The organism is Alteromonas pelagimontana (assembly GCF_002499975.2).
In the GTDB taxonomy this organism is placed as follows: Bacteria; Pseudomonadota; Gammaproteobacteria; order Enterobacterales; family Alteromonadaceae; genus Alteromonas; species Alteromonas pelagimontana.
Window position 1 is genome coordinate 700,724 of record NZ_CP052766.1, and the last position, 26,920, is coordinate 727,643.

At 45.6% G+C, this 26,920-nt stretch carries 20 protein-coding genes and 2 tRNA genes; 14 read left to right on the plus strand and 8 right to left on the minus strand.

Going from position 1 to position 26,920, the window contains the following annotated elements; all coding sequences use genetic code 11:
- The first annotated feature begins 5 nt into the window (after positions 1–5).
- On the plus strand, positions 6–1,730 hold the full coding sequence (locus CA267_RS03300; RefSeq protein ID WP_075608804.1) for an SLC13 family permease: 1,725 nt from the start codon (positions 6–8) through the stop codon (positions 1,728–1,730).
- A gap of 62 nt (positions 1,731–1,792) precedes the next feature.
- Here CA267_RS03300 and CA267_RS03305 read toward each other — a convergent pair whose 3' ends face one another.
- Complete coding sequence (locus CA267_RS03305; protein WP_075608803.1) at positions 1,793–2,986, minus strand: ABC transporter permease; 1,194 nt, start codon at positions 2,984–2,986, stop codon at positions 1,793–1,795.
- A gap of 2 nt (positions 2,987–2,988) precedes the next feature.
- Positions 2,989–3,768, minus strand: a complete 780-nt coding sequence (locus tag CA267_RS03310) for an ABC transporter ATP-binding protein (RefSeq protein WP_075608802.1) — start codon at positions 3,766–3,768, stop codon at positions 2,989–2,991.
- A gap of 356 nt (positions 3,769–4,124) precedes the next feature.
- Between CA267_RS03310 and CA267_RS03315 the strand changes: the two genes are divergently transcribed.
- Positions 4,125–4,829 carry a Yip1 family protein gene (locus CA267_RS03315; protein ID WP_075608801.1) on the plus strand — a complete coding sequence of 235 codons (705 nt, stop codon included), beginning with the start codon at positions 4,125–4,127 and terminating at the stop codon, positions 4,827–4,829.
- Here CA267_RS03315 and CA267_RS03320 read toward each other — a convergent pair.
- The gene (locus CA267_RS03320; protein ID WP_075608800.1) at positions 4,826–5,683 is read right to left on the minus strand and encodes a DUF3025 domain-containing protein; all 858 of its coding nucleotides are present in this window, start codon (positions 5,681–5,683) and stop codon (positions 4,826–4,828) included. The genes CA267_RS03315 and CA267_RS03320 overlap by 4 nt on opposite strands.
- A 69-nt stretch (positions 5,684–5,752) precedes the next feature.
- Between CA267_RS03320 and CA267_RS03325 the strand changes: the two genes are divergently transcribed.
- The 3 genes from CA267_RS03325 (at position 5,753) to CA267_RS03335 (ending at position 12,084) form a co-directional block, all read left to right on the plus strand.
- Complete coding sequence (locus CA267_RS03325) at positions 5,753–7,420, plus strand: M28 family metallopeptidase (RefSeq protein WP_075608799.1); 1,668 nt, start codon at positions 5,753–5,755, stop codon at positions 7,418–7,420.
- 249 nt (positions 7,421–7,669) lie between these two features.
- The gene (asnB, locus tag CA267_RS03330; protein ID WP_075608798.1) at positions 7,670–9,349 is read left to right on the plus strand and encodes an asparagine synthase B; all 1,680 of its coding nucleotides are present in this window, start codon (positions 7,670–7,672) and stop codon (positions 9,347–9,349) included.
- Between the two features lie 272 nt (positions 9,350–9,621).
- Positions 9,622–12,084, plus strand: coding sequence for a reprolysin-like metallopeptidase (locus CA267_RS03335; RefSeq protein ID WP_075608797.1), 2,463 nt, complete (start codon positions 9,622–9,624; stop codon positions 12,082–12,084).
- A 484-nt stretch (positions 12,085–12,568) separates the two neighbouring features.
- On the opposite strand, the gene CA267_RS03340 is transcribed toward CA267_RS03335, so the two are convergent.
- Positions 12,569–13,459 carry a type 2 periplasmic-binding domain-containing protein gene (locus tag CA267_RS03340; RefSeq protein WP_075610015.1) on the minus strand — a complete coding sequence of 297 codons (891 nt, stop codon included), beginning with the start codon at positions 13,457–13,459 and terminating at the stop codon, positions 12,569–12,571.
- A 104-nt stretch (positions 13,460–13,563) separates the two neighbouring features.
- Entirely contained in the window at positions 13,564–14,232 is a 669-nt protein-coding gene (queE, locus tag CA267_RS03345) for a 7-carboxy-7-deazaguanine synthase QueE (RefSeq protein ID WP_232367665.1), read from the minus strand.
- A gap of 95 nt (positions 14,233–14,327) precedes the next feature.
- On the opposite strand from queE, the gene queC reads away from it, so the two are divergent.
- Positions 14,328–14,984 (plus strand): 7-cyano-7-deazaguanine synthase QueC, encoded by a 657-nt coding sequence (gene queC / locus CA267_RS03350; RefSeq protein WP_075608796.1) that lies wholly within the window; start codon positions 14,328–14,330, stop codon positions 14,982–14,984.
- A gap of 85 nt (positions 14,985–15,069) precedes the next feature.
- On the opposite strand, the gene CA267_RS03355 is transcribed toward queC, so the two are convergent.
- The 3 genes from CA267_RS03355 to CA267_RS03365 all read right to left on the minus strand — a co-directional run bounded on the left by CA267_RS03355 (position 15,070) and on the right by CA267_RS03365 (position 19,510).
- Entirely contained in the window at positions 15,070–15,996 is a 927-nt protein-coding gene (locus tag CA267_RS03355) for a LysR family transcriptional regulator (protein WP_075608795.1), read from the minus strand.
- A 203-nt stretch (positions 15,997–16,199) separates the two neighbouring features.
- Entirely contained in the window at positions 16,200–18,215 is a 2,016-nt protein-coding gene (gene uvrB / locus CA267_RS03360; RefSeq protein ID WP_075608794.1) for an excinuclease ABC subunit UvrB, read from the minus strand.
- Between the two features lie 5 nt (positions 18,216–18,220).
- Entirely contained in the window at positions 18,221–19,510 is a 1,290-nt protein-coding gene (locus tag CA267_RS03365) for an MATE family efflux transporter (RefSeq protein WP_083638532.1), read from the minus strand.
- Between the two features lie 1,176 nt (positions 19,511–20,686).
- On the opposite strand from CA267_RS03365, the gene CA267_RS03370 reads away from it, so the two are divergent.
- The 8 genes from CA267_RS03370 (at position 20,687) to CA267_RS03405 (ending at position 26,912) form a co-directional block, all read left to right on the plus strand.
- Positions 20,687–20,763 (plus strand) — tRNA-Asn (locus tag CA267_RS03370).
- Positions 20,764–20,793: 30 nt separating this feature from the next.
- Positions 20,794–20,870: transfer RNA gene (locus tag CA267_RS03375), tRNA-Asn, on the plus strand.
- Between the two features lie 221 nt (positions 20,871–21,091).
- Positions 21,092–21,673, plus strand: a complete 582-nt coding sequence (gene rsxA, locus CA267_RS03380) for an electron transport complex subunit RsxA (protein ID WP_075608792.1) — start codon at positions 21,092–21,094, stop codon at positions 21,671–21,673.
- Positions 21,673–22,242 carry an electron transport complex subunit RsxB gene (rsxB, locus tag CA267_RS03385; RefSeq protein WP_075608791.1) on the plus strand — a complete coding sequence of 190 codons (570 nt, stop codon included), beginning with the start codon at positions 21,673–21,675 and terminating at the stop codon, positions 22,240–22,242. Before rsxA ends, rsxB begins: the two co-directional genes overlap by 1 nt.
- A 6-nt stretch (positions 22,243–22,248) precedes the next feature.
- Positions 22,249–24,483: an electron transport complex subunit RsxC gene (gene rsxC / locus CA267_RS03390; protein WP_083638362.1), complete on the plus strand. Its 2,235-nt coding sequence runs from the start codon at positions 22,249–22,251 to the stop codon at positions 24,481–24,483.
- 1 nt (position 24,484) lies between these two features.
- A complete protein-coding gene (gene rsxD, locus CA267_RS03395; protein WP_075608789.1) occupies positions 24,485–25,579 on the plus strand; it encodes an electron transport complex subunit RsxD in 1,095 nt (364 codons plus the stop codon).
- Positions 25,579–26,223: an electron transport complex subunit RsxG gene (rsxG, locus tag CA267_RS03400; protein ID WP_075608788.1), complete on the plus strand. Its 645-nt coding sequence runs from the start codon at positions 25,579–25,581 to the stop codon at positions 26,221–26,223. The genes rsxD and rsxG overlap by 1 nt, the downstream gene beginning before the upstream one ends.
- Positions 26,220–26,912 carry an electron transport complex subunit E gene (locus CA267_RS03405; RefSeq protein ID WP_075608787.1) on the plus strand — a complete coding sequence of 231 codons (693 nt, stop codon included), beginning with the start codon at positions 26,220–26,222 and terminating at the stop codon, positions 26,910–26,912. Before rsxG ends, CA267_RS03405 begins: the two co-directional genes overlap by 4 nt.
- The last annotated feature ends 8 nt before the right edge of the window (positions 26,913–26,920 follow it).

Sequence of the window (26,920 nt, forward strand, 5' to 3'; positions counted from 1 at the left end):
ACAATATGGATGTAAACCAGTTAGTGGTGCTGTCGGCGTTCTTCGGCACCATTTTTGCGCTGATTTTTACGAATCAGCGTCCTGCTTCTATTTTTGCCCTCGCTGTCCTTGGCTTAATGGTCACACAACAGCTCAGTTTTGACGATGTCCTGCAAAATCTGACAAACAAGGGCTTAATTACGCTGGTATTATTGTTACTAGTGAGTGGCGCCATAGATAAGACTGCGTTGATTAAGCGTCTTGGCAGAAAACTGGTTACGGCCAGTTTTTCTGCCTCTTACTGGCGTTTATTTATGCTAACGTTTTTTTCTTCTGCGTTATTGAACAACACGGCAATCGTCGCGAGCCTTATAGGCCCCGTCAAACAGAACCAGTACCATCCCCCTTCACGCTTACTTATTCCGCTGTCTTATGCTGCAATATTAGGCGGTACTGTTACCCTAATTGGTACCTCAACTAATCTGATCGTCGACAGCTTTCTTCAAGAGCACGGTCATCCCGGTTTCGGTTTCTGGGATTTTACCTTGTATGGATTAGTAGCCGGATTAAGCTGTGGCGTCTTAATGTATTTTGTCTCTCCTCTGTTACCCTCTATCGCCAGCAGAAAGAGTGATTATCGGGCGTACATTGTAGAAGCAGAGGTTGAGTCAAATTCCGAACTAATCGGTAAAACTGTTGAAGAAAATCATCTTCGCAATCTTCCTGAGCTTTTTCTTGTGGAAGTAGTACGAGAAGGTCAGTTAATTACGCCAGTCTCACCTGATCTCATTATTCTGGAGGGAGATAAGCTGATTTTCTCTGGCAATGTGCAGAAGCTGGACAATTTAAGTCACATTCGCGGCCTTACTACCTTTGCTGAAGCAGATGGCATTTTGCGCGAGAATATTACGGAAGTCATTGTGGCGAATCGGGCGCAGGTAATTGGTCAGACAATTAAAGCGCTTGGGTTTAGAGCTTTGTTTGATGCTGCGGTCGTCGCTATTCGCAGAGATGGTTCGCAGCTATCAGGAAAACTGGGAGAAATTAAACTGCAAGCCGGAGATTTCTTATTGTTGGCTGCAGGACCAGATTTCCACTCACGGCAAAATTTGTCAAAAAACTTTTTTATACTATCCGAGCAAAAAATCTCCAGACCTTTAAATAACCGTCAGGAATGGATAACGTTGGGCGGATTTTTAGCCGTAGTTGGTTTAGCTGCGGCTGAAATTATTTCACTGGGAATCGGCCTATTGTTTTTCGCGGCTTTATTAATTGCGGGCAAAGTAACTTCTGACGGTGAGCTTAAACGTAATTTACCATTAAATCTGATTGTGGTGATTGTGGGGGCATTAAGCCTTGCTACAGCGCTTGAAAATTCGGGTGTTATCGGCATTACCACCGCACAACTAATGCCTTACCTTTCGGATACGAACTGGTTCGTGGCCTTAGCAGTGGTGTATATTGCCACCTTATTACTAACCGAATTTGTAACTAACAACGCTGCCGCAGCACTGATGTTCCCCTTTGCATATGGCGTAGTAGAGATCATTGGAGCGCCGCTGATGCCATTTGCACTTGCAGTCGCTTTTGCTGCCAGTGCCAGCTTCGTCTCGCCGTATGGCTACCAAACTAATCTTTTGGTGTTTAACGCGGCAAACTATCGCTTTAAAGACTTCATCAAAATCGGTCTGCCCATCTCATTAACGTATAGCACGATCGTTCTGGTTTTGCTGAATCTGACCTACTTTTAAGCTTCTATAACCTGCTACCTTCACGCCGGCAACACTGCCGGCGTTTCCTTTTTCAGCGCAGATTACCTAAATAACACTTTTTCTTTATCAAACCAATACACGCAAAATCCCAATGCTGCTATAGCTATGGCTGCTGTAGAACCAAGGATAGCCACCAGTTGCACGTAGTCCATGGTGCCTTTTATCAGTTCTTTTATTGCCAGCGCTACATTGGTTAGCGGCACCCACGCCCATCCTCCCTTAAGTTCGACGCCGGGAAGCATAGCCAGAATTACGGGCACAATGACAAACATTACCATAGGTGTCATATAGCCCTGTGCTTCCTTAAAGCTTCGCGCATAAATTGATAAGCTAAGCAACACAGCGGCAAATATGGCAGCTACCGGAATGAGCATCAAAAACATCAAAAGGAAATCCAGAAGACTGATGGCGCCCATAAAATCCGCAACCATCGCTATTGCCATTCCCTGACTAAGTACAATTCCCCAAACTGCCATACTGGCAACAGTAACCAGAGCCGAAGTGACGCCTGCAAAAGCTATGGTCAAAAACTTGCCCAGTACCAGCTTGTGGCGTTCTATAGGAGAAATCAGCAATGTTTCTAAAGTGCCGCGTTCCTTTTCACCCGCTCCCAAATCCGTAGCCGGGATCATGGAACCCTGAAGACACAGAATAAAAACCAAATAAGGTATAATCCCACCGATTTTTGCTCCCCAGTTCTCACGCTGATCGGCGACATCAACCTTGTTTATAATAATGGGATCAAGCAGCGCTTTTTGTTGAACATCAGTTAGTGATAACTGGGTAAATGCCGCTGATTGATTACTCAGCGCTATCTCGTCGATAATCTGGCTGAGGCGCTTTTCCACCATATTCAGTTTGGCATCGTTTAAATAGAGCTGCAGCACAACCTGGCCGTTCGTCAAAGGGTTGTCACCATAGTTGTCGGGGATCACAAGCACAAAATCGGCATTTTCATTTTGTACCCATTGCGAAAGATCAGTTTCTTCTTTCAGATCCACCCGTTGGAATTCTTTTGCCGCCGCTAACTGACTAACAAGATTAGGCGCAAATTCTTCCCCTACTACTGAATAGGTTAGCACTTTACTCTCAATATCTTTGATTGCTTTACCTGAAAAATAAGTAACCACTCCAATAATAAGTGGAAAAACAATAATAGGCAGGGCAATCATAAAAAACATCGTTTTGCGATCGCGCAACAGCTCTTTTAATTCCTTTAAGAAAACAAGCCACATGATTAAACCTCCTTGTAAAGGGTATGCATAAAAGCCTGATGTAAAGAACCGGGGGCCAACGAACGAAAAATATCCAGACTATCGCTAAATTGAGTAGTGCCATGATTGATCACTGTCACTTTGTCGCACAACTCAGATACCTCATCCAGATGATGGGTGGAAAAAATTACAGGAATGCCTTGTTCTTTTAGTCCGCGGATAAACGTTAATACCGTTTGCGCTGCCATAATATCGAGTCCTGTCGTAGGCTCATCCAGAATGACTACTTTGGGATCATGAACCACGGCTCTGGCAATCGACGTTTTCTGTTTCATCCCGGTTGAGAAGTTTTCACTGCGTCTGTCCAGAAAACTATGCAGATCCAATATATCTGCAAGTTGCTGGATTTTATCATCAATGGCTTTTTTGCTCATGCCGTGAAGCTGCCCAAAATACGTGATATTTTCACGGCCGGTTAAGCGCCCATACAAGCCTGTAGTACCAGATAAAAAGCCAATTTTTTGTCTGGCAACGATTGGCTTTTTCAGAATATTGATATCATCAATCCAAATCTCGCCACTGTCAGGGGTGAGCGCTGTTGACAGCATACGCAATGTAGAGGTTTTACCAGCGCCATTGGGTCCTAACAGTCCTAATACTTCGCCAGCGTTACAACGAAAAGAAACGTTCTGCACCGAATGAAAGAACCGGCCTTTTAGTCGCGGATCCTTTTTTTCCTGCTCACTTAATTTCTTGGGATTTTGTACTGGAAATTTCTTCGCAAGCTGCGATATCGTTATCATTCCCTTTCCTCTTCCTTCTGTTCCTTTGGAGGGCAACTGCCCACGGTAAGCGCATGAGCAAACACAAATTCATCAACGGCGAAGATAAGATAAAATTCCCTCTATAAAAGCCGTCAAACCGGCGTAATTAGCTCTGCTGGAGAACATCAGCTCCAGCATTTCCACTAACAAACCTTCATCTTTTGTTTAATCATCAGTCGCGAAATCGCCATGGCCAACGAATACTTTATTAATTTTTAATTACAACCATATAGCTTAATTGCGTCAAGATGTTTCAGGTACAGTTTTATATTTTACTAAAGCTGCTAATATATTTAAGCTACAGCAGTTTACGGCAAATTAACAAGGATCAGTGAATGCATAATGTAAGTAACCCGTTGCAGGCTTGCAATGATATTTTTTTCCGCCCCAATGGCGTATTTCGAGCCGTAGCGGAAAAAGATAATTGGTCATGGTTTCCCTTTTTTATTGTGATAGTACTCGCTATCGTCCCTACCTATTTCTATTTGAATTTTGTAGACTTTTCCTGGTATGCGGACCAGATTATGCACTCGCAGTATGGCGATTTGAGTCCAGTTGAACAAGAGCAGTTCAGACAGAATATGACACTCAATTCAGCGATGATTTTTGGTCTCTCGGCAACAGTCATAGGATTTATTGCTATTAACGCTCTAGTGGCCGTTTATCTGAATCTTGCGACTAAAGCAGACAAAGACAATCTTCACGGCTTTACCGACTGGTACGGTTTTACCTGGTGGGCGGCCATGCCCACAGTAATTAACAGCCTGATTGCGATGTTTCTGATACTACTGGCCGATGATCATCAACTCTATCCGTCGGTTCTTGCCCCCCTGTCTGCCGCTTACGTGTTTGGCATGGACATGGGTTCCTCATGGTACGGTTTCGCCCAATCTTTCCGTTTGGATAATATATGGGGTATTTATCTTACCGTGGTAGGTATTAAACAGTGGACATCGTTCACCACGAAAAAAGCTACAATTATCGGTGTCGCTCCCTACGTCATTATCTGGAGCGTCTGGATTATTATTGTTATTAGTTAGATTAAAGGCAATTGCTCAGTGGCCGGTGTTTCCGGGCGCTGGGGGCGGAAATAGTCTTTATTTTTATAATAGCAGGGTGTTTGAGCGTCGTGCCAGCCAGGCACCCCCAACAAAGGAAGTGGTCTGAGTATATGCGGCAGCAGAAAGTTATCAAGTTGGCCGACTCGTTTTAACAGCGCTTCATCAAGCCGTAGACGCTGTATTTCAACAGGCAGAGTGGCAAAATCGTTTGCCACCTTGACTGCCACCCATTTTCCCGTTAGTCCGTCAAAAGGCGTTAACATCATTTCTAAATTAGCGTGTCCAAATATGAAGGGCAAAATTGCAGTTCCCCACTTTTCACGATAATCCAAAAACACGGTCTCCCATTGATGCGTCGCCAGTTGAGAAAGCAGCCAATTAGCAATTGCTAAATGTTGCTGCGGCACCGCCAACACCACGCCGCACTCATCAAAATGCGTTAACCGGTTGCGCCTTGCCGTACGCGGGTGAAGGCCAAATTCTTGAATGTCTGCCATATGCAAACGGTTAAGCAATAACTTTGTCTGCGGAAACTGTATCCAGATCAACGCATTGAACAAGTCGTGCCAGCATTTTTCGCGTGTTGGAACGCGTCCCGTAGCCGCAATAATTTCTTCGTAATAACGATTATCTTGCTCTGAAAATGAGGACTGCCCCTGAAACTGTGTTGGAACCCCGTTAAAGCTGCTTGTATTGGCAATAACATTTAGCTCATCAGCTGAAGGAAAGTGTGGAAAAGTAGCTAAACCCGTTTCTTTAAGCAATGCCTTTACAGGTGGCGCCGCGCTCTTCATCGCGTTGCTGATCTGGCAGCCTTCTGCGGTAGATTTCATAGTAAGTGTTGGTTCGTCTTAGGCTTTTCTCTATACTGGAAAACTATTGTAGAGCAACAGAGACTAACAATGAAAAAAATTCTTTTGCCACTAGTGTTTCCGGCACTAATAGGGCTGAGTGCTTGTAGCGATGGTAAAGTTACAAATACATCAGAAGTGGAAAACAAACCGGCAGCAGAAACTGTCTCTAACTTTGACGAAGCTTATGCATCAATTACCGATGAGAAAATTCGGGCCCCGTTAAAAACCTTATCATCTGATGAATTTGAGGGCCGTCTTCCCACCACAGCTGGTGAGAAAAAAACCACCGATTTCTTAGTGCAAGAATTTAAAGCGGCAGGTTACCAGCCAGGAAATGAAGGAAGTTATCTTCAGGAAGTGGCGCTAATGGAGATTACCGCCAATCCTGACATGCAAATGACCATAGGCGACAATACGTTTAACTATAAAGACGACATGGTGGCGTCATCCAGACGTGAGCAATCTACGGTCAATCTGGACGATTCTGAACTGGTCTTCGTCGGTTATGGTGTTAATGCACCAGAATATAACTGGAATGACTACGAAGGCATCGACGTAAAGGGGAAAACTGTGGTCATTCTGGTCAACGACCCCGGATTTGAAAATCCAGATAACGGCAAGTTCCAGGGCACCACGATGACCTACTACGGTCGCTGGAGCTACAAATACGAAGAAGCCAGCAGACAAGGGGCAGCTGGAGCGCTTATAGTCCACGAAACGGCACCAGCATCGTATCCTTGGTCGGTAGTCGCCAATAGCTGGAGTGGGCCGCAATATGGTTTGGTTACCGGTGATGGCGGCGCCAGTCGTGTGGCAGTAGAAGGATGGCTAACACTCGATGCCGCCAAAAAAGTTTTCGCTGATGCCGATATGAATTTTGAAGAAGAAAAAGCCAAAGCCGCACAAGGTCCTTACTCTCAGCCTATGAACGTGAAGGCTTCTGTTACTGTAAAAAACAACTTTAAAAAATCTAAGAGTTATAATGTAATCGCCACGCTGCCAGGCGCCAAGACGCCAGACGAACATGTTATTTATACCGCGCACTGGGATCACTTAGGCAAAGATGAATCATTAAAAGGTGATCAAATTTATAATGGCGCTCACGATAACGCTACCGGAACAGCCGCCAGCATTGCCATGGCTCAGGCTTTTGCTAAATTATCGCCACGCGCTGATCGCTCTATTACTTTCCTTATTGTGACGGCTGAGGAACAAGGCTTGCTTGGGTCAAAATATTATGCGGATCATCCCATTATTCCCTTTAATAAAACCGTAGCCAATATAAATATGGACGCGATGAATGTATTGGGGAAAACCAAGGATATTACCGTAGTGGGAGCGGGTAAGTCGCAGATGGAAAATTATCTGGAGAAAGCGGCAAAGCGACAGGAGCGAAATCTTACTGAAGAAGAGCACCCTGAGGCGGGCTACTACTATCGTTCAGATCACTTCAGCTTCGCTAAAAAAGGAATTCCAGCTCTGTACACGGAAGCCGGTAGCGAGCCCTCAGATGACGAAACCGCGAAGTACCGTAAGCGTATGAATGTGATTGTTAGAGGCTGTTATCATCAGGTGTGCGATCAGTATCGCGATAATTGGGATTTATCTGGCATCACTCAGGATGCACAGTTGTTGTTTGATGTAGGTGTAAATGTCGCCAACGCTGATAGCTGGCCGCAGTGGAATTCAACGAGTGAATTTCAGCGCCAAAACTAGTTGTTGAAAAAGTACCCATAAACGTCAGCAATAGCTGACGTTTATGCTTAGAAGCCAATTGTTATTGTGGTTATGAGTTATTTGAAAATAACCAAAGAATCTACTTGCATTTTTCTCTCAGGCTGGCAAATTCAATAGACGTGGACTGTTATATTCCAATAATAATTTTATCTCCCGCTATCTCAAAAAAGGGGATTCGACAGAAAAAACAATCCTATTTTTTAACATCTATAAGAGAGAATCCGTTTTATGTGTGGTATTTTCGGTATCCTTGATATCAAAACCGATGTGTCTGAACTCAGAACCCAAGCGTTAGATTTAACGAAGCTGCTACGTCACCGTGGCCCTGATTGGTCGGGTATCTGGAATAATGACAATACCATCCTCTGCCATGAGCGCTTGGCAATTGTTGATGTAGACACTGGCGCACAGCCGCTGGTAAGTCAGGATGAGCAACTTATTCTGGCAGTGAACGGGGAGATTTATAATCACAAACAACTGGCTCAAAACCTGCCAGAGCCATATGAATTCAAAACTCGCTCCGATTGTGAAGTCATCCTGCCCTTGTTCCAGCAAAAAGGCATCGACTTTATTGATGATCTACAGGGTATGTTTGCTTTTGTCATGTACGATAAAAAAGAAGATGCGTACCTGATTGCTCGCGATCATATGGGAATTATCCCTCTGTACACCGGCTACGATGAACATGGAAATTTCTATGTAGCATCAGAAATGAAGGCGTTGGCTCCCATTTGTAAAACTATTAGCGAGTTTCCTCCTGGACATTATCTATGGAGTAAGCACGGTAAAGTCACCCGGTATTATAAACGTGACTGGATGGAATTTGATGCAGTTAAAGATAACACCAGCGATCTTGCCGAACTGAAAGCAGCATTTGAAAAAGCGGTAAAAACGCATTTGATGTCAGACGTCCCTTATGGCGTACTGCTTTCGGGTGGCCTGGATTCATCTCTTGTATCTGCAGTGGCAGCGCAATATGTAGCTAAGCGTATTGAAGATGAAGATCAGTCTGAGGCGTGGTGGCCGCGATTGCACAGCTTTGCGGTCGGACTTGAAGGCGCGCCAGATTTAAAAGCAGCAAAAAAAGTCGCGGATATGATCGGTACGGTGCATCACGAAATTCACTTTACCATTCAGGAAGGTCTTGACGCCATACGCGACGTTATTTATCACCTGGAGACGTACGACACCACCACTATCCGTGCTGCTACACCTATGTATCTTATGAGCCGTAAGATAAAAGCAATGGGTATAAAAATGGTGCTTTCAGGCGAAGGCGCTGACGAAATATTTGGCGGTTATCTGTATTTTCACAAAGCGCCAAACGCAAAAGAATTCCACGAAGAAACCGTGCGTAAGCTTGATCGCCTGCACATGTTTGACTGCGCCCGCGCGAACAAAGCTACATGTGCCTGGGGAGTGGAAGCACGCGTACCTTTCTTGGATAAAAACTTCATGGATGTTGCCATGCGTCTTAATCCTCAGGATAAGATGTGCCTGGGCGGCAAAATGGAAAAGTGGATTCTACGCAAAGCGTTTGATGACGATAAAACCTTGCCCGCTGAAGTATTATGGCGTCAAAAAGAGCAGTTCGGTGATGGTGTAGGTTACTCCTGGATCGATTCCATCAGAGATTTTGTAAAAGTTGAGGTTTCAGATCAGCAACTGGCTAACGCAGAATTTCGCTTTCCGGTAAATACGCCAGATACAAAGGAAGGTTACTACTACCGCACTATATTCGAAGGCTACTTTCCGCAGGAAAGCGCCGCCCGCTGTGTGCCCGGAGGCAAGTCAATTGCCTGTAGCACAGTAGAAGCGCTGGAATGGGATGAAAGTTTTAAGAATAATGCGGATCCTTCAGGTCGTTCGATGAAGGGCGTACATACGGGCGAAAGCCAATCTCTGTAAATTTTCTAGCCCGAATCTTTTCGGGCTTACCTCTTCCCTTCTCGCCCAGTCTCATAATCAAACGCTATAGCTTTGAGCCATTCTTCAATTTGTCCACGACTGAATGGTTCTACCGATATCATAATTAATTATTATTGCTTTCACTTCCCAAATGTTTTAATGGTGACGTTAAATTTGTGATCCAGTTGCCTCTTCTAAGGATATAAGGGTTGTGTTTAATAATAAAGGAATTGAGTAGCGATTCTCCGTTACCAATTTTAAAAGGAATGAACATGCTGAAAAAAGCTGCAATTTCTGCTGCAATTTCTATTGCAATCTCTCAAGGCGCGTACGCCACGGACACCAGTAACCTGGTCTACGACGTAAAAGCCAAGACTGAAAAATTATCCTCTTTGTCTACTGTTAGCGTGCAGAACGCTCTTAAAAACGGTACGCAAATCATTATTAAGGACACTGCTTACCTGCTTTCTTCCACTAGAACAGATAAGTTCGGTTCTTCTTACAGCTATAAAGATACTTCAGGAAAGAACGCCCTGATTATTAGAGAGCGAAATGGCTCTTTAACAGGAACGTTAATTGAAAATGGTGTTAAGCGCTCACTCGCGCTGTCGGCTTCGGGGGCCACATTAACGGCAATCGAAACCCCAACAGCGGCTGTGGAACATCCTGATGAGGTGGTTATTACCTCTACCTCTTCTTCCACAGAAACATTTGTATCGCTGAAGCCGTCGTTAGCTGATACCTATCGTGCAGCGACGATTACCAATACCAATATCGCCACTCTTCCAGAGACAGCAGGCAGCGCTTTCTTTATTTCTGCTCAGTCTTTTATTGATGCAGAAGCGCAACAAAGCCAATACGATGAGTCTACAGATCCTCAAATTCTAATGGATAAAGGTATCGACATTCTTAACGCGGCACTGGAAGATGCTGGTGTTGAAGATACCTCTGTTTATTCAGAAAACTTTTACCTGGTAGCGGGTAATGAGGGGGAATCCTGGAGTGAAAGCGATGTCTTGTTCAAGACGTTGCTGGGTTCAGGTAAAGTCGACTTTATCAGCAGCGTAAGAACCGGCAATATCAGAGAAGAAACCGGGGGATCAGCAAATCTGTTGTCGTTCACGAACGACAGCTATGAAAATGCTGAACAACGCGCACGTTTCTTACGCTCATCAAACATACGATATGTCCCTTACTCCAGCAGAATTGTTGCCCACTCTTTCGGCCACAACATGGGGCTGAATCATAATCGTGAAAGTGAATCGCAAACATTTCAAAATGCCCTGCCCTACGGTATGACAAGTGAAGGTAACTTCACTACCATTATGGCATTGGGTGATAACCAGATTTCGTATTTCTCTGACCCTACGCGTCAGGTAGATGGCGTCGCCATTGGTAAAGAAGAAACGCTTGATGATGCTGCAGATAACGCTCAGTTTTTACGTAAAACCAGCAAAATCACAGCTCATAGCGCCATTCTCAAAGGTGACACCACCATAGATGTTACTGATACTGAGGTTTCTCTCGGATGGACGCCGTTACCGAACAATGTCGGCCAGAATATTTATCGCACTAGTTACAGTTGCGACGAATATCGTACCGGCTTGAGTTTTTATCAGGAATTTATTGAAGGCACGAATGCGACGACAATTGCTCCCACTATAGCGAGCGTTGAAGTCGATCCTGAGGTAAGCGCTTGCTACGTTATTGTTAATTGGCTTGATCTTGATGATAATTTAGTGCCTATAGTTGTGGGCATGCAAGAGTATACGAAGGACTCACGCATTCATGTTGACAACATAAACGTTTCAACAGTACCGGGCTCCACGTCTTCAGTTCCCATTCAAGTGACAGACGCTGCAATCAGTAATGATAATTTGCGTTTGGCTGTTCGCAAGGTGCAGCGCAGTAGTACAGTGGCTGCCGGTTACACGATTACTTATGAAAGTTTTGCTGCGCTTGAAGACCTGGCTAAGTTTGTATCGGTAAGTTTTGAGGGTACAGGTACCGAACGGGTGGCGACCTTTAAGATCAATGAAGACTACCATCAAAGTATCGACTGGATTGAATCGTTAAAAGAGTTGGAACTTCAAGATCAGCTTATTCCGATGTACGTGTTTTATGACACCTCAACAACTGACGATTATTCCTCAATCAGTTTAGATATGCGTGGCATGTATGAAGCTTTCCCTGACGTTTATACCGACAATCTTGTAGCGACCGTGGGCGGAGATGATGCTTCGGTTACTGTAGAGGTTACGGAAGATGTAAGTGCTGACGATGTGACGATTCATGCATTAACGACTGGATTCGATTCTTGGACACCCGACTATACTGTAGCTAATACCGATAATGGTTCAACAGTGACAGTTACTGCGCCCGCCACGTTGTTCGACGACAACGATGCTGAATTCGTAATGGTTAGAATAGAATTTGGTGATTCACGTCTTTTCAAAGACATTGGATTCATCCCCAGTACTGCCACAGATGATGGCGATGACGGCGGCGATGATGGTGGTGACAACGGCGGCGATGATGGCGGCGACGGCGGCGATGATGGCGGCGACGGCGACGACGGCGATGATGGTGGTGACAACGGCGGCGATGGTGGCGAAGAAACCCCCACCACGCCTACACCAACACCCGGTAGCGACTCTGGCGGTGGTGGCTCTATGGGGCTTTTCGGTTTGCTAGCGTTAGCTTTCATTGGTTTAAGACGCCGAATTGTTCGCTAAAGTTTAGGAAGTTCGATTTTCAATATCCTGCAACATCAAATGCTGGTTAGGTAGACTAACCAGCATTTTTTCGTTTTCTTCATATTTTCTTTCATATTTTTCTGCTTTTCATAAATATAGCCCCTCGATATTTTCTCTCTTCACGGCTGATTAAGAATAATCCATATTGATTTGTGAGCAGCTCAGGGATAGAGGAACGCATCTCATTAAGGTGCATTGGAGAAGGAAGCCTTGGCTCTTCAAGGTCAACGTAGCGCAGGGCGGATGCATTGGTTTACCCGGATCGCGGATAGAGATTGCGACTACTTTTAAAGCAATAGTGAAGGTTTCTTAGCCGAATTTCTGAAGCAAGAATGCTTCACAGCAGAGCTATAGGGAATAGTTTACGGCGTTTCGAGTGAGAAACGTTTGCTTATATTTTAAGGCCACTAAATTTATTCATTCAGCTCTTACTCCAACTCGGATCGCGATGATATCGCGTTTGCTATTGATCTGATTCAGAGGTAGATGAAGCCATTTTTTGTGGCAGGTACCATAGCGCCTTTTCCCCAACGGGCGTCAGATCGGGCAACAACGGATTTTCTAAACTGAGGATAATTCGCTTATCTAAATTTAACTGCTGTAGCGATTCTTCATAGGTGGACATAAACAGGGCATCAAATGAACCATCTTCAATGGCGCGACGTAAACCCGTTTCAATAAGGCGTGCCAGTGTCGAATCTCCTTTATTAACAAAAAAGTACATGGCGGTGGGATAATATATCGCCAAGTTCGGCTCAAGCATGATACTGGCCTTGCGACGGTCATCTTTTAATTCGTTAACGACTTCTATTACTGAACGGGGGAAAAAATCCGCCTTACCCGCTTCAAGTTCAGAAACTGCCTCAGGGTAGTCAGGCACCGTGTAAACGTTGAACCCATTAGCCTGAAGAATTTTGGTATCAGGCCATTCTTCTCCTTGAATCGGTATCTTTTTGGAAAGTCCATCTTTAGTGGTGATTTGCCTAAAAGCGCTCAGCTCTTGTTTCTTTATTAGAAATACCCGCCAGCCAATCAGCCCTTTCGCGATCGGAATACGTATGGGAAGTAAATCCTTTTCCCGTTGCGTATCAGTCATGCTCCACACCACGTTAACTTCACGGTTTTCCCGAATTTGCCGCAACGCTTTTCCTTGCAACATGATGCGGTCGGAAGGAAGTAAGCTATACTTCACGCCCGTCTTTTCCAGTGCTAATGTCAACAGTGCAATCGGATATTCATTGCGAAGATCACGGTCGTCGAGTGGACGTGGATAAGTTAGAGACCATAGCGCAGCAGACGCTCCCTGGCTCAATAGCAGGCACCCTAACAAGGTCCCCGTCAACATTTTGAACATAAAAACTTTGCCTCTCACTGCTTGCTCAGTAATATTTAAAAATAAAGAAGCCACTCCCACCGGACAGTACCTAATAAGCCGCCCTGCTCCGCTTTACACTAGCATCATTCTATACCGATGTACTTGTGAGTTTGCAACGATAAACGCCAGTTGCGAGCGATACAAGTACGTATAGCTAAATCCGTTGCCCGCTCCTGTTGACTAATGGGCTGAAGACAAATATGGGCAGGCAAATCATCTTTTATCTTCGCCAGCAGCGCATCCAGTTCTTCAATATGCTTTTGCATAGCCACAGGATGCTTAATTTCATTTGCCCGTCGAAGTGCGCTTTCCAGCACTGGCAATCCGCCTTTCATATTTACCTTGGGCGACACCGTTACCCAAGTCGCAGGATCACACTTTATTTCATAAGTACCACTGGTTTCAATTTGCGTAGTAAACCCGTGCTGATGAAGATAGTTTGTAAGCGGTGAAAGATCGTATATACAAGGTTCGCCACCGGTAATCACCACATGTTTGGCGTGATAGCCTTGTTTTGCAAACAGTTCCAGCAACGCCTCTGCATCCGCTTCAAAAAATGCTTCGTTTTCCTGCTTTTTATCGATTACCTGATCTGACGTAGTTAAAAAGGCGTCATCCAGTGTCCAGGTGTGTTTCGTATCACACCAAGAGCAGCCCACGGGGCATCCTTGCAGGCGTAAAAAAACAGAAGGTACGCCCGTATACACACCTTCACCCTGAATGGTTTCAAACATCTCATTGATTTTTAGCAAGGTATTGCTCACTTCATCGCTCTTTAGGAATTGCCTGTTGGGATTTTACCAAGGATCACATAGAATTCGTGCATAATTTGCTGAGAAAATCCGATATGTCTGAAAAAGTTATTGTTATCTATTCTGGTGGTATGGACTCATTCACCGTCTTAAACAAAGCCCTTGCCGAAGGCAAAGCCCCCCTTGCTCTTTCTTTTAACTACGGACAACGTCATAAAAAAGAGTTGGACTACGCGGCTACGGCTTGTAAGCAGCTAAACGTACCCCATAAAATTGTAGATATTTCCGCTATCAATAGTTTGGTAGGCGGCTCTGCACTCACTGACGACATTGACGTCCCTGAGGGGCATTATGAAGAGCCCAGTATGCAACAAACAGTAGTCCCGAACCGTAATATGATTTTGCTGTCGCTGGCGGTGGGTTATGCGGTGAGCCAGAACGCCACCAAAGTTTATTATGGTGCTCATTCGGGCGACCATGCAATTTATCCCGATTGCCGCCCGGAATTTGTGGAAAAAATGAATGATGTTTGCGCTATAGCAAACTATTCAGCCATCGAAATTGTCACGCCCTATCTAGAAGTCAGCAAAGCCGCTATTTTAACCGACGGGCTTAGCATGAACCTTGACTACAGTCTGACATGGACCTGCTATAACGGACGAGAGAAAGCGTGCGGGAAGTGCGGAGCGTGTCAGGAGCGATTAGAGGCGTTTCGTGACAATCAAGCTTCAGATCCACTACCCTACGAGTAACATTGCTTTACAGTGATCACTGTCTACTGTCGATTAAAATACAACTAAGCCGCCTATAAGCGGCTTAGTTGTCAGCAATGCAGGGCTATTTTTGGCTTTCACCGATAAAATAACTGAGCTCTTTAATACAATGGCGCAACACCGGATTCAACCGGGTGTTTTTCCCGTTCATCACAAATAAGTCATGTTCGAAGTTAAATAAGCTCCCCTGCGCGATGGGTACCAGTCCCAGACTTGCTCCTTGCTCCTTGGCAATGTAATCAGGCAGCAAACTTATGTACTCACCTGTCATTATTGCTGACATGGCTGCATCGAAAGAATCTGAGAAAGTCTGAATTGCCAGCCGTCTGTCTTCTTCAATATAGTTTGCCGAAGATAAACCCGAGATACCGATAGCGGGATAGTCTTCAATTTTAACATCCGGTGGTAGCGGGGTGTCACGATACTTCGCCAACGGGTGAGTAGGCGCACAATACAAACGGCCTGCACAAGAAATTCCAACGGGATGAAACGTCACCGACTCAGGTTTTACCATATCGTAGGTAGATACCACCAAATGGCATTCCCCGGACAGGGCAACATGTTCAACTTCATTATACAGACGAGTCTGAATATTGACGTGAATGTCATCAAACTTCTTCATCGTGCTCTTCACAGCTTTACTGACAGCCAAGTGCATCGATAGCGGCAATCCAGACATTAGTACCAGGGTGATATGACCCGAATAATCATCATGTAAGGACTTAAGATTAAAGACGAAGTTATCAAAGGCGTTAAATATACGCTTAGTTTCCTGAAAAACTACCTCACCTTCTTTTGTCATTTGAAAGCCGCCGCGGCCTCTGTGGCACAGCACCAGATCCAGCCGTTCTTCCAGTTTTTTGATTGCCGCACTAATATTTGGGCGTTGCATACGCAAGACAGGTTCTGCTGCCGTGAAGCCATTACAACTGGCAACGGCATAAAATACGCGTAAGAGTTTAATGTCAGATTCTTGCAGCCGGTTCAACATATGGGCACCACTTATAGGTATATTAATGGATACTTAAAAAACCATAATAAGGAACTGTTAACACGATTACAACGAGAATCTTAAGGTATATTAGCGTTTCAAAAAATTTTTCAGCTTTTCAAAATAATATTACGTATCGACAAGAATACATTCTTTTCCAGAAGTTTTTAATTAACTGGTGCTTCCAGCACAGGCTGATACTCCTAAGATATCGCCACCACCTGCTTTCGTAACGACTCAATATCATCCCGCAAAGACGCCGCCTTTTCAAAATCCAGTTGTCTGGCATGTTCAAACATTTCTTTCTCAAGCTGGCCAATTTGATCCATAAGTTCAGTAGCACTGGCTGTCTGCTGATTCTTTTTCTTCTCAGCCACTTTTCGCAGTCTGACTTTTCCTGAAGCCGGATGCGCACTATCACCCAAATCCATAATATCGGTGATAGGCTTTACAAGCCGTTGCGGCGTCAAATTATTAGCTACATTATATGCGTGCTGTTTGGCCCGGCGGCGATCCGTTTCATCAATCGCCTTTTGCATTGACTTGGTGATTTTGTCGCCATACATGATTGCTTTACCGTTAATATGACGCGCCGCTCGCCCTATCGTCTGAATCAGTGAGCGTTCAGCACGAAGAAAGCCTTCTTTATCTGCATCAAGAATGGCAACCAGCGAAACCTCTGGCATATCCAGCCCTTCCCGCAGCAGGTTAATACCAACCAGAACATCAAATTTGCCCAAACGTAAATCACGGATGATTTCAATACGTTCAACCGTATCGATATCCGAATGCAGATAACGTACTTTTACCCCGTGCTCGTTCAGATATTCACTGAGATCTTCCGCCATACGCTTAGTTAAGGTAGTTATCAGCACCCTTTCATCCATCGCCACCCGCAGATGAATTTCCGACAGCACATCGTCCACCTGTGTCGCAACAGGTCGCACTTCCAGAACCGGATCGAGCAGACCGGTAGGCCGGACTACCTGCTCTACCACATCCCCCTGACATTTCTCCAGCTCATAGTTGCCCGGTGTCGCCGAAACATAAATAGTCTGGGGAGAAATTTGCTCAAACTCTTCAAACTTAAGCGGACGATTATCCAGCGCGGAGGGTAAACGAAAACCGTATTCCACCAGCGTTTCTTTACGGGATCTGTCGCCTTTATACATGGCTCCCACCTGGGAGACGGTAACGTGGGATTCATCAATAAACAGCAATCCATCTGCAGGAAAATAATCAAGTAGCGTGGGAGGCGGCTCTCCTGGCGCGCGGCCGGAGAGATAACGAGAGTAATTTTCAATACCCGAACAGTATCCCAATTCAAGCATCATTTCGATATCGAACTGCGTTCGCTGCGTGATGCGCTGATCTTCAAGCAGTTTATTTACCGATTGCAGCTGCGCCTTTCTGTCTTTCAGCTCCTCTTTAACCCGATCAATCGCCTGAAGAATCTTTTCCCGCGGCGTCACATAGTGGGTTTTCGGGAAAACCGTGGTTCTGACCACCGTTTTTTCCACGGTACCAGTGAGCGGATCGAAGTAACTTATTCTATCGATTTCATCATCAAACAGTTCAACCCGCACCGCCTCCTTTTCTGAATCCGCGGGAAATATATCAATGACGTCACCGCGAACCCGAAACGTGCCGCGTTCAAATGCCAGGTCATTCCGCTTGTACTGCAACTCTGCCAATCTGCGCAGAATATCTCGCTGATCCATAGTGTCGCCCTGGCGCAAGTGCAACAGCATTTTCATATAGGATTCTGGATCGCCCAATCCGTAAATAGCGGAAACACTGGCAACAATAACGACATCCCGACGCTCCATTAGCGCTTTCGTTGCCGACAATCGCATTTGCTCAATATGATCATTAATGGAAGCATCTTTTTCAATAAAAGTATCGGTGCTGGGAACGTAAGCCTCAGGCTGATAATAATCGTAATAGGACACAAAATATTCCACCGCATTGTTGGGGAAAAATTCTTTCATTTCTCCGTACAATTGAGCCGCCAGTGTCTTATTATGGGCGAGGATAAGCGTTGGCCGCTGCACTTGCTGAATCACATTCGCCATAGTAAATGTTTTACCCGACCCGGTTACCCCAAGCAGCGTTTGACTGGCCAAACCGCTTTCAAGGCCATCTACCAATGCCGCTATCGCCTTAGGCTGATCTCCAGCGGGCTGATATTTGGATTCCAGTTCAAAACCTTTACTCATAAAATCTAACTACCTTCTTGAGTTTCACGATAGGCTAAAAGCGCGCGTTTGAAGCAGATAAATGAAATTGCTGCCATCATTAAATTGGCGACGACAGTGCCCCAAAACAACCCCCGCAAACCGAATAATAAGCTGCCCACGTAGGCGCACGGCACCAGAAAAACAAACAGCCGAACCACGCTCAGAACCAGTGCAGACATAGGACGATGCATGGCGTTGAGCGCAGAATTCGTCAGAATTACCACCCCTTGCATACCATAACCCAAGGGTACAATAACCAAAAACAGCGCGATCAGTGTTTCTACTTCACTTTCGTTCGCAAAGGCCGAGGCAATCCAGTCTGAGAGCAACCACAGTAAAATAAATACGCACAGTTGCCAGAAAAGTACGAACTTTACTGAGATTTTATAGGCTTCTTCTACCCGCTGATAATTATTCGCGCCGACGTTCTGACTAATTAACGGTGGAAGTGACATGGATAAAGAGAGAATGACGATGCTGGCGATTGACTCCATTCTATTGCCTACTCCCCAGGCCGCCACCGCCTCTGCTCCATACGAAGCCACTACCGCAGTCATCACACCACCTGCAATAGGCGTAAGCATATTCGCTCCTGCCGCAGGGAGCCCAATGCGCAGTATATGCATACTGCTCGTTTTCATCTCTTTAATCGTCAGGAGTCGAGGCAACATAAGCTGCCGTTTCACGGCCAGCAGATAAATAATCCAACTCGCGCCGACCATCCAGGCAATTAAAGTTGCAACAGCCGCTCCCTGAATCCCCATTGCGGGGAATGGGCCAAATCCAAAAATAAACAGAGGATCAAGAGCCGCATTTATTGCACCGACCGTAGCCATTATTATACTAGGCATGCTCGTATCCCCGCACGCTCGCAATACGCTGTTCCCAACCATAGGCAGAGACAGAAAAACACTGGAGACATACCACACGGACATATATTCACGTATATATGGCATCAGGTTTTCTGTGGCATTAAGCAGACGAAAGATTGGGTCCATTGCTAGATATCCTGCAACTGCCAAAACCCCCACAAGAATAACTGACAATATCATGGCGCCGGTAGCATGATGTTGAGACTCGCTTTTCTCCCCCGCTCCTTGTAATTTGCCGATAATGGCCGAGGTACCAATACCTAAGCCAATATTTAAGCTGATAACGGTAAAGGTGACCGGAAAAGTAAAACTGATCGCAGCCAGCGGATCTGTGCCAAGCAAGCTGACAAAAAAAGTATCGACCAGACCAAAGCTCATCATCATGATCATTCCCAGAACCATTGGGATAGTCATTTTTCTCAAGGTAGGGCCGATAGCGCCGTGGGTCAGATCTGAAGATCTACGCGTTGAAGGAGCTTTTTTCACATTTTTCTCTTCATCATTAGTAGGAGTTAAAGCGAATAGAAAAGATTAGCTCAAACAAAAATTCCAAAAGTTAGTCCTATCGATAAACCGGAGCAGGTCCGAAAATTCCCTCTTTACGCTACTCCAGTGTAAAGGAGCATCCTTTCTTTCGCTATGCGTATCTAAAATAACATTTTCAAAAAACACAGGTTCTTTTCTTTCAAATCGCTCCGTGAAAGCCTAATTAAACTGTAAAAATAGCGTGTCCAACCATTTTGGTTTATCTATCGGAAATAATCCGCTATTTATTTAAAACTGCACTGTCTATGGGCGGTAATATTTGCCATTACAATGCCGTGACACTTCTGTGACAGAGAAATGACGGGCTGTAGCGACAGCAAATGCATATTTCTCACCACATTGGAGCACGGGCTTATGCTAAATTTATGTAAAAAAATTTAAAGTAAATCAAAAAACCACGAACATAAAAGGTTGAGCGTCGATTTAACACACAAGTAAATAATTGTCTAACAGTTCATCGTGTAACTTTTTTTAAGATGGAAGATTATCACTTAACTTCATGTTTTATAATAAAATTATTATTAACCCGCTAAAAATGTTGGTAAAATTTCCGCTCTACTTCGCCTTCACTACCTTTCTTTAATCCAGCTATCAACACACTTATCCACAGTTTTAGTGGATAAGTGAGTAAACACCAGCAACGGCGGGAATTTTGGCTTCTTAACGGGAGAAAATGGTAAGTGAAGACTAACCTTCTGAGGGACGAGTACAGGCCCCACCCTCTTATTTACCTGTATATAAAGACAATGGTCAAAGTATTTTTAATAGCTTTTCGGTATGAAAAGCCGGATTCCGGTTATATATGCTTGGCCGTTTACTCTTTACTTTTCACTAGCACCTTTCATTTTCTTTATCTCTTTCAAAATGGGTAGATGAAGAAAAATTATCTTTAGGTTTTCTATGCGTTCAGCCAATATTGGTTGTTAAATCGGCGAAAAGGACATTTTCTCTTCAGATACATAAAAAAATATTCCGAAGGTTGTTGACAGCGATGAAGGACGTCATTAATATTCGCTCCCGTTGAAAAGCAGGTCCCCCTTAGCTCAGTTGGTTAGAGCGACGGACTGTTAATCCGCAGGTCCCCCGTTCGAGTCGGGGAGGGGGAGCCAACTTTTTAACGAATAAATGAATGTATCGATTCCCCCTTAGCTCAGTTGGTTAGAGCGACGGACTGTTAATCCGCAGGTCCCCCGTTCGAGTCGGGGAGGGGGAGCCATTCATTTACTTCTTTTTCTTCATTTTTGTTCCCATTAAGCGAAGAGCTTTCTCTGGTTAGTAAGTTTTTCCGCAGAATAACCTTAGTTTTATCAAGTTGTTAATCTGGCGCTAAAAAGCGATAATAGCCCACGTCGAATAACCCATTATCACACTGCGACAGACATCTGCCAGAGTAGCATGCTGTTAGCTATGCCTTTGTGAAAAGAAGATATTGATTTCATGACTGATTTTTTACTGCTGTTGCTAGGAACAGTACTTGTAAACAATTTTGTACTGGTGAAGTTTCTTGGGCTTTGCCCCTTTATGGGTGTGTCCAGTAAGCTGGAAACCGCAATTGGTATGTCTATGGCCACTTCTTTTGTTCTGACGTTGGCCTCCGTCACCAGTTATCTGGTAGAAACCTACGTTCTTCAGCCTTTGGCCATCGGCTATCTTCGCACTTTAGCTTTTATTTTAGTCATTGCGGTGGTAGTGCAGTTCACAGAGATGGTGGTTCATAAAACCAGTCCGACTTTATATCGCTTACTCGGCATTTTCTTACCCCTTATCACCACCAATTGCGCGGTTCTTGGGGTTGCTCTGCTCAACCTGACCGAGCAACACAACTTCATGGAAAGCCTGATTTACGGTTTTGGCGCCTCTGTGGGATTTTCTCTTGTGCTGGTGTTGTTTGCCGCCATGCGTGAACGTCTTGCCGCAGCGGATGTGCCAGTGGCCTTTCGCGGCGCATCTATAGCTATGATAACTGCTGGATTGATGTCCTTAGCTTTTATGGGTTTTAGCGGATTGGTGAAATTTTAATGACGATGACTGTTGCTCTGGTAGCCATTGGACTTTTAGCTTTACTGTTTGGCATTTTACTAGGCTATGCCAGCATCCGCTTTCACGTAGAAGGCGATCCTCTGGTTGATCAAATTGACGAGGTGCTGCCTCAGACACAATGTGGCCAATGCGGCTACCCTGGCTGTCGCCCTTACGCTGAAGCCATCGCTAACGGCGATGACATCAATAAATGTCCGCCTGGCGGCGAATCGACAATTAAAAATTTAGCTGACTTAATGGGTGTAGAACCTAAACCTTTGGACGCCGCCCATGGTGCCGAGGACGTGAAAAAAGTCGCTTACATACGCGAAGATGAATGTATTGGATGCACAAAATGCATTCAAGCTTGCCCGGTTGATGCCATTCTCGGTGCTGCTAAGCACATGCATACCGTTATCGTAAATGAATGCACAGGCTGCGATTTGTGTGTGGATCCCTGCCCTGTTGATTGCATTGACATGGTAGCGTTGAATCCCACTACGGCTTCCTGGAAATGGAATTTCGATGACACGCCCAAAGGCGACATTCCCATTAAAATGGTGTCTTGATCTGTGATGCATCCGAGTTTTGAAAATATTGTTGAGAAAATAGCGGCTGGGAAACTGGAAACGTTTCCCGGCGGTGTACATCCTGAGGATCGCAAATCGCTGTCAAACCAGCAGCCCATTGCACGCATTTCTCTTCCTGCGCTGTTGACCCTTCCCGTGCGTCAGCATATCGGGACTGAAGGAAAGCTGGTGGTAAACGTGGGCGATAAAGTGTTAAAAGGCCAGCCGCTCACTCACAGTGGTCATCCCTTTGCAATTCCTATACACGCACCGACTTCAGGTGAAATTGTTGCTATTGAACCTCACGTTACCGCGCATCCAAGCGGATTATCTGAATTGTGTGTATCGCTACGTCCTGATGGCGAAGATAAATGGATACAACGACAAACCTTCAGAAATTTCACCGATTATTCCCCGGCAAAACTCGTTGAAGCTATTTGCAATGCGGGAATTTCAGGCATGGGCGGTGCAGGTTTCCCTACTCATATTAAAACTACCAGCAGTAAAAAAATTGAGTTTCTGGTGATCAATGGTGCAGAATGCGAACCCTACATCACCGCCGACGACAGGCTAATGCGGGAACATGCCTGGCAAATTCGTCAAGGCATTGATGTACTCCACCACCTTGTTTCTCCGAAAAAAGTCGTGGTTGCTATTGAAGACAATAAACCAGAAGCTATTGATGCAATGCGAATAGCTTGTCAGGATAAAGATAATATTCTGGTAGTCGGCGTAGAAACCAAATACCCAGCTGGCGGTGAAAAACAGTTACTGCAAATTCTAACCGGTCGAGAAGTTCCCCGGGATGGTTTACCTGCGGATGTAGGCGTACTGATGTTTAATGTGGGGACCTGTTTCGCCATAGCTGACGCTATCTTTCAGGGCAAGCCTTTAATCGAACGTGTAGTTACTGTAACAGGGGAAGCCGTAGATAAACCCGGAAATTATTGGACTGCGCTGGGAACGCCAGTCAATCATTTGCTTGGCCAAACCGGTTACAATGCGCGAAAACAAAAACAACCGCAGGTAATTATGGGTGGGCCGATGATGGGTTTTACGCTCAACGATGCTGCCGTCCCGGTGGTAAAAATAACCAATTGCCTGCTGGTTCCCGCTGATAATGAACTAAAACAAAGCGATAATGAAACCGCTTGTATCCGTTGCGGCGCTTGTTCAGACGTTTGTCCTGCTACGCTATTACCCCAGCAGCTCTTCTGGCACGCAAAAGCCAAAGAGTACGATAAAACAGAAGAATATAATCTGTTTGATTGTATTGAGTGCGGTGCTTGCGCGTACGTGTGTCCCAGCGAAATACCTCTTGTCCATTATTATCGTCAAGCGAAAGCCGATATACGAATACAACGAGATGAAAAAGTTAAATCGGAAAAAGCCAAAGAGCGTTTTGAAGCACGCAAAGCTCGCCTTGAGCGGGAGAAAATAGAACGGGAAGCCAAGCATCAACAAGCTAAAGAGGCGCGCGAGCGTGCAGCAAAAGCGCCTGCAACAGAACCGAAAGACAAAGTCGCTGCCGCATTAGCTAGAGCGAAAGCGAAGAAAGCAGTAGCACAGCAATCTGATACAGCTGAGTCAGATCCGCGTATGAACGTAGCTGATGAGAGCAAATCCCAGGCCGTCGATGCTATAGCACGGGCGAAAGCTAAGCAAGCAGCTCCAGCGCCTGACAGCGCAACATTGACCGACGACACACCCGAAAATGCCGACGCTGCCCGTAGGGCTCGTGTCGCCGCCGCCGTCGCCAGAGCAAAAGCGAAAAAGGCAAATCAAGCTAACGATACTGCCAGTGCAACGCCTGAACAACAGCCCGGCGCACCGACGCTTCAAGCAGCTGATAACAATGAGACGCAACCAGTCGACGATGATGTAGCAAAAAAATCGGCCCCTACTGACGCCGCTGAGAGTTCTAACCGCCAGTCAGATGATGAGAAAAAGCGTCGTATTGCTGCTGCCGTCGCCAGAGCAAAAGCGAAGAAGGCAAGTCAAGCTAACGATGCTGCCAGTGCAGCGCCTGAACAACAGCCTGGCGCACCGACGCTTCAAGCAGCTGATAACAATGAGACGCAAACAGTCGGCGATGATGTAGCAAAAAAATCAGCCCCAGTTGACGCCGCTGAGAGTTCTGATCGCCAATCAGACGATGAGAAAAAGCGTCGTATTGCTGCTGCCGTCGCCAGAGCAAAAGCGAAGAAGCAGGCGCGCAAAAACGAAGAGAACAATAACTAAAATGAAATTAATGCTTTCCAGCTCGCCCCACCAGCATGTTAAACGGAATACCGGTCAGGTTATGCGACTGGTAATCTATGCGATGATTCCGGGCATAGTGGCGCAACTCTATTTTTTTGGCTGGGGCGTCTTCATTCAGGCAGTAATTGCCGTTACCACCGCCATAGTGACCGAAGCCACTATTTTATCCTGGCGGAAGAAGAATGTACCACGGGCGCTTGGTGACTGTAGTGCTATTGTTACAGCTTTATTATTGGCAGTGAGCATCCCTCCCCTGTTGCCCTGGTGGATGACCGTGATTGGGACCTTCTTTGCCATTGCAATTGTAAAGCAAGTCTACGGTGGGCTGGGTTACAATATGTTCAATCCCGCTATGATAGCTTACGTAGCGCTTCTCATTTCTTTTCCCGCCGCCATGACAGGTTGGCTTTCACCTGTAGGCTTTGGTTTCCATTCGTTAGGCCTGGTCGACGCAATAAGTACTATAGTCACTGGTTTTACTACAGAAGGTTACAATCTTGAGCAGTTAAAAGCGAATGTTGACGGCTTTACCATGGCCACGCCTCTTGATGCAGTTAAAACCGGATTAACTCAAGGAATGACGTATTCAGAAGCGTTGGCAATGCCCATTTTTGACGGCGGCTTTGCGCAAAGCGTTGGCGCTGGATGGGCCTGGGTTAGCGTAGCGTATTTAGCAGGCGGTTTGCTGCTTATCAACAGACGCGTTATTAGCTGGAACATTCCCGGCAGTATGATAGTAAGCGTAATTGTGTGCGCGCTGGTTCTGCATCTGATGAATCAAGATCATTACGCATCGCCACTATTTCATTTGTTTAATGGCAGTTTAATCATCGGCGCTTTTTTCATTGCCACTGATCCCGTTTCCGCCTCTACCACAGCCAAGGGGCGAATAGTGTTTGGCGCACTGATTGGCTTCTGGATAGTCATTATTCGCACCTTCGGCGGTTACCCTGATGCAGTGGCATTCGCGGTAATTATTATGAACATGGCGGTACCTTTAATCGATTATTATACCCGGCCGCGAACTTATGGACACGGTGGGACAGCGCGAAAATCTGTAGAGGAAACTAAATAGTGTTTGCCACCATCAGCAAAAATGGCGGAATGCTTGCGGCGTTTGCTCTGGTAACCACCGCATTAATTGCGTTTACCTTTTTTACCACACAAGAGAAGATTCAGGACCAACAACGCCTGCGATTACTGAGCGTGCTAAACGAGGTGGTTCCCGCCGCTTACTACGACAATAGCTTTTACCAGGACTGTACGCTAGTGAGTGCTCCCATGTTGGGCAATAATTCACCCCATGTAATTTATCGCGCCAGAAAGAACGGTGAGCCCAGCGCGTTAGCCATTGAAACAACAGCACCAGACGGGTACAGCGGCAATATCGAACTAGTGGTGGGGGTGGATACACAAATGAACGTGCTTGGCGTACGTGCGGTTGAGCATCAGGAAACTCCAGGTCTGGGTGACAAAATCGAATTAGCTATCAGTGATTGGATTCTATCTTTTACTGGCAAACAGTTTGATAGTGAGAGCCAGGATGCTTGGCGAGTAAGAAAAGATGGCGGCCAGTTTGATCAGTTTACAGGAGCCACCATTACGCCGAGAGCCGTCGTCGGTGCGGTAAAAGAGACGCTTCTGTTTGTCAACGCTCATCAAGAAGCGTTATTTTCCCAGCAAAACGATTGCGCCACAGGCAACGAGGAAACTTTATGAGCGAATATAAGGAACTGACGCTGCAGGGTTTGTGGAAAAACAATCCGGCTTTGGTCCAGTTGCTGGGTTTATGCCCTTTGCTTGCAGTGACTTCTACCGTCATAAACGGGCTTGGGCTTGGGCTTGCTACAGCCTTAGTATTAGTAGGCTCTAATCTAACTGTCTCTTTGGTGAGAAATCTGGTGCGAAACGAAATCCGGATTCCGGTTTTTGTTATGGTCATTGCCGCTTTTGTAACCGTCATTCAGTTATTGATGAACGCTTATACCTACGAGTTGTACTTATCTTTAGGTATTTTTATTCCGCTTATTGTCACTAACTGCGCCATCATTGGGCGGGCAGAAGCGTATGCGTCCAAAAATCCCGCGCTTCCTGCTGCGGTGGATGGATTAATGATGGGGACCGGTTTTACCTTAATTTTGATGACGCTTGGGGCAATGCGTGAAGCTCTGGGATCAGGAACCCTGTTTGCTGGTGCTGATCGTTTGTTCGGCCCTATTGCAAAGAATTGGACGGTAACGCTCTTTGAAACGGATCAACCCTTTCTCCTTGCTATTTTACCGCCAGGCGCATTTTTAGGTATGGGATTATTAATAGCCGTAAAGAATATTATTGACCAGCGTATTGCCGCCAAAGAAAAACGCGAGATCCAAAAAGTCACCCGAATTCGGATCACCGCCGAAAGCTAAACCTTCGC

Bases quoted from the DNA above. Each gene is read 5' to 3' on its own strand.
- CA267_RS03300 (WP_075608804.1), top strand. From the start codon at position 6: ATGGATGTAAACCAGTTAGTGGTGCTGTCGGCGTTCTTCGGCACCATT.
- CA267_RS03305 (WP_075608803.1), bottom strand. From the start codon at position 2,986: ATGTGGCTTGTTTTCTTAAAGGAATTAAAAGAGCTGTTGCGCGATCGC.
- CA267_RS03310 (WP_075608802.1), bottom strand. From the start codon at position 3,768: ATGATAACGATATCGCAGCTTGCGAAGAAATTTCCAGTACAAAATCCC.
- CA267_RS03315 (WP_075608801.1), top strand. From the start codon at position 4,125: ATGCATAATGTAAGTAACCCGTTGCAGGCTTGCAATGATATTTTTTTC.
- CA267_RS03320 (WP_075608800.1), bottom strand. From the start codon at position 5,683: ATGAAATCTACCGCAGAAGGCTGCCAGATCAGCAACGCGATGAAGAGC.
- CA267_RS03325 (WP_075608799.1), top strand. From the start codon at position 5,753: ATGAAAAAAATTCTTTTGCCACTAGTGTTTCCGGCACTAATAGGGCTG.
- asnB (WP_075608798.1), top strand. From the start codon at position 7,670: ATGTGTGGTATTTTCGGTATCCTTGATATCAAAACCGATGTGTCTGAA.
- CA267_RS03335 (WP_075608797.1), top strand. From the start codon at position 9,622: ATGCTGAAAAAAGCTGCAATTTCTGCTGCAATTTCTATTGCAATCTCT.
- CA267_RS03340 (WP_075610015.1), bottom strand. From the start codon at position 13,459: ATGTTCAAAATGTTGACGGGGACCTTGTTAGGGTGCCTGCTATTGAGC.
- queC (WP_075608796.1), top strand. From the start codon at position 14,328: ATGTCTGAAAAAGTTATTGTTATCTATTCTGGTGGTATGGACTCATTC.
- CA267_RS03355 (WP_075608795.1), bottom strand. From the start codon at position 15,996: ATGTTGAACCGGCTGCAAGAATCTGACATTAAACTCTTACGCGTATTT.
- uvrB (WP_075608794.1), bottom strand. From the start codon at position 18,215: ATGAGTAAAGGTTTTGAACTGGAATCCAAATATCAGCCCGCTGGAGAT.
- CA267_RS03365 (WP_083638532.1), bottom strand. From the start codon at position 19,510: ATGGTTCTGGGAATGATCATGATGATGAGCTTTGGTCTGGTCGATACT.
- rsxA (WP_075608792.1), top strand. From the start codon at position 21,092: ATGACTGATTTTTTACTGCTGTTGCTAGGAACAGTACTTGTAAACAAT.
- rsxB (WP_075608791.1), top strand. From the start codon at position 21,673: ATGACGATGACTGTTGCTCTGGTAGCCATTGGACTTTTAGCTTTACTG.
- rsxC (WP_083638362.1), top strand. From the start codon at position 22,249: ATGCATCCGAGTTTTGAAAATATTGTTGAGAAAATAGCGGCTGGGAAA.
- rsxD (WP_075608789.1), top strand. From the start codon at position 24,485: ATGAAATTAATGCTTTCCAGCTCGCCCCACCAGCATGTTAAACGGAAT.
- CA267_RS03405 (WP_075608787.1), top strand. From the start codon at position 26,220: ATGAGCGAATATAAGGAACTGACGCTGCAGGGTTTGTGGAAAAACAAT.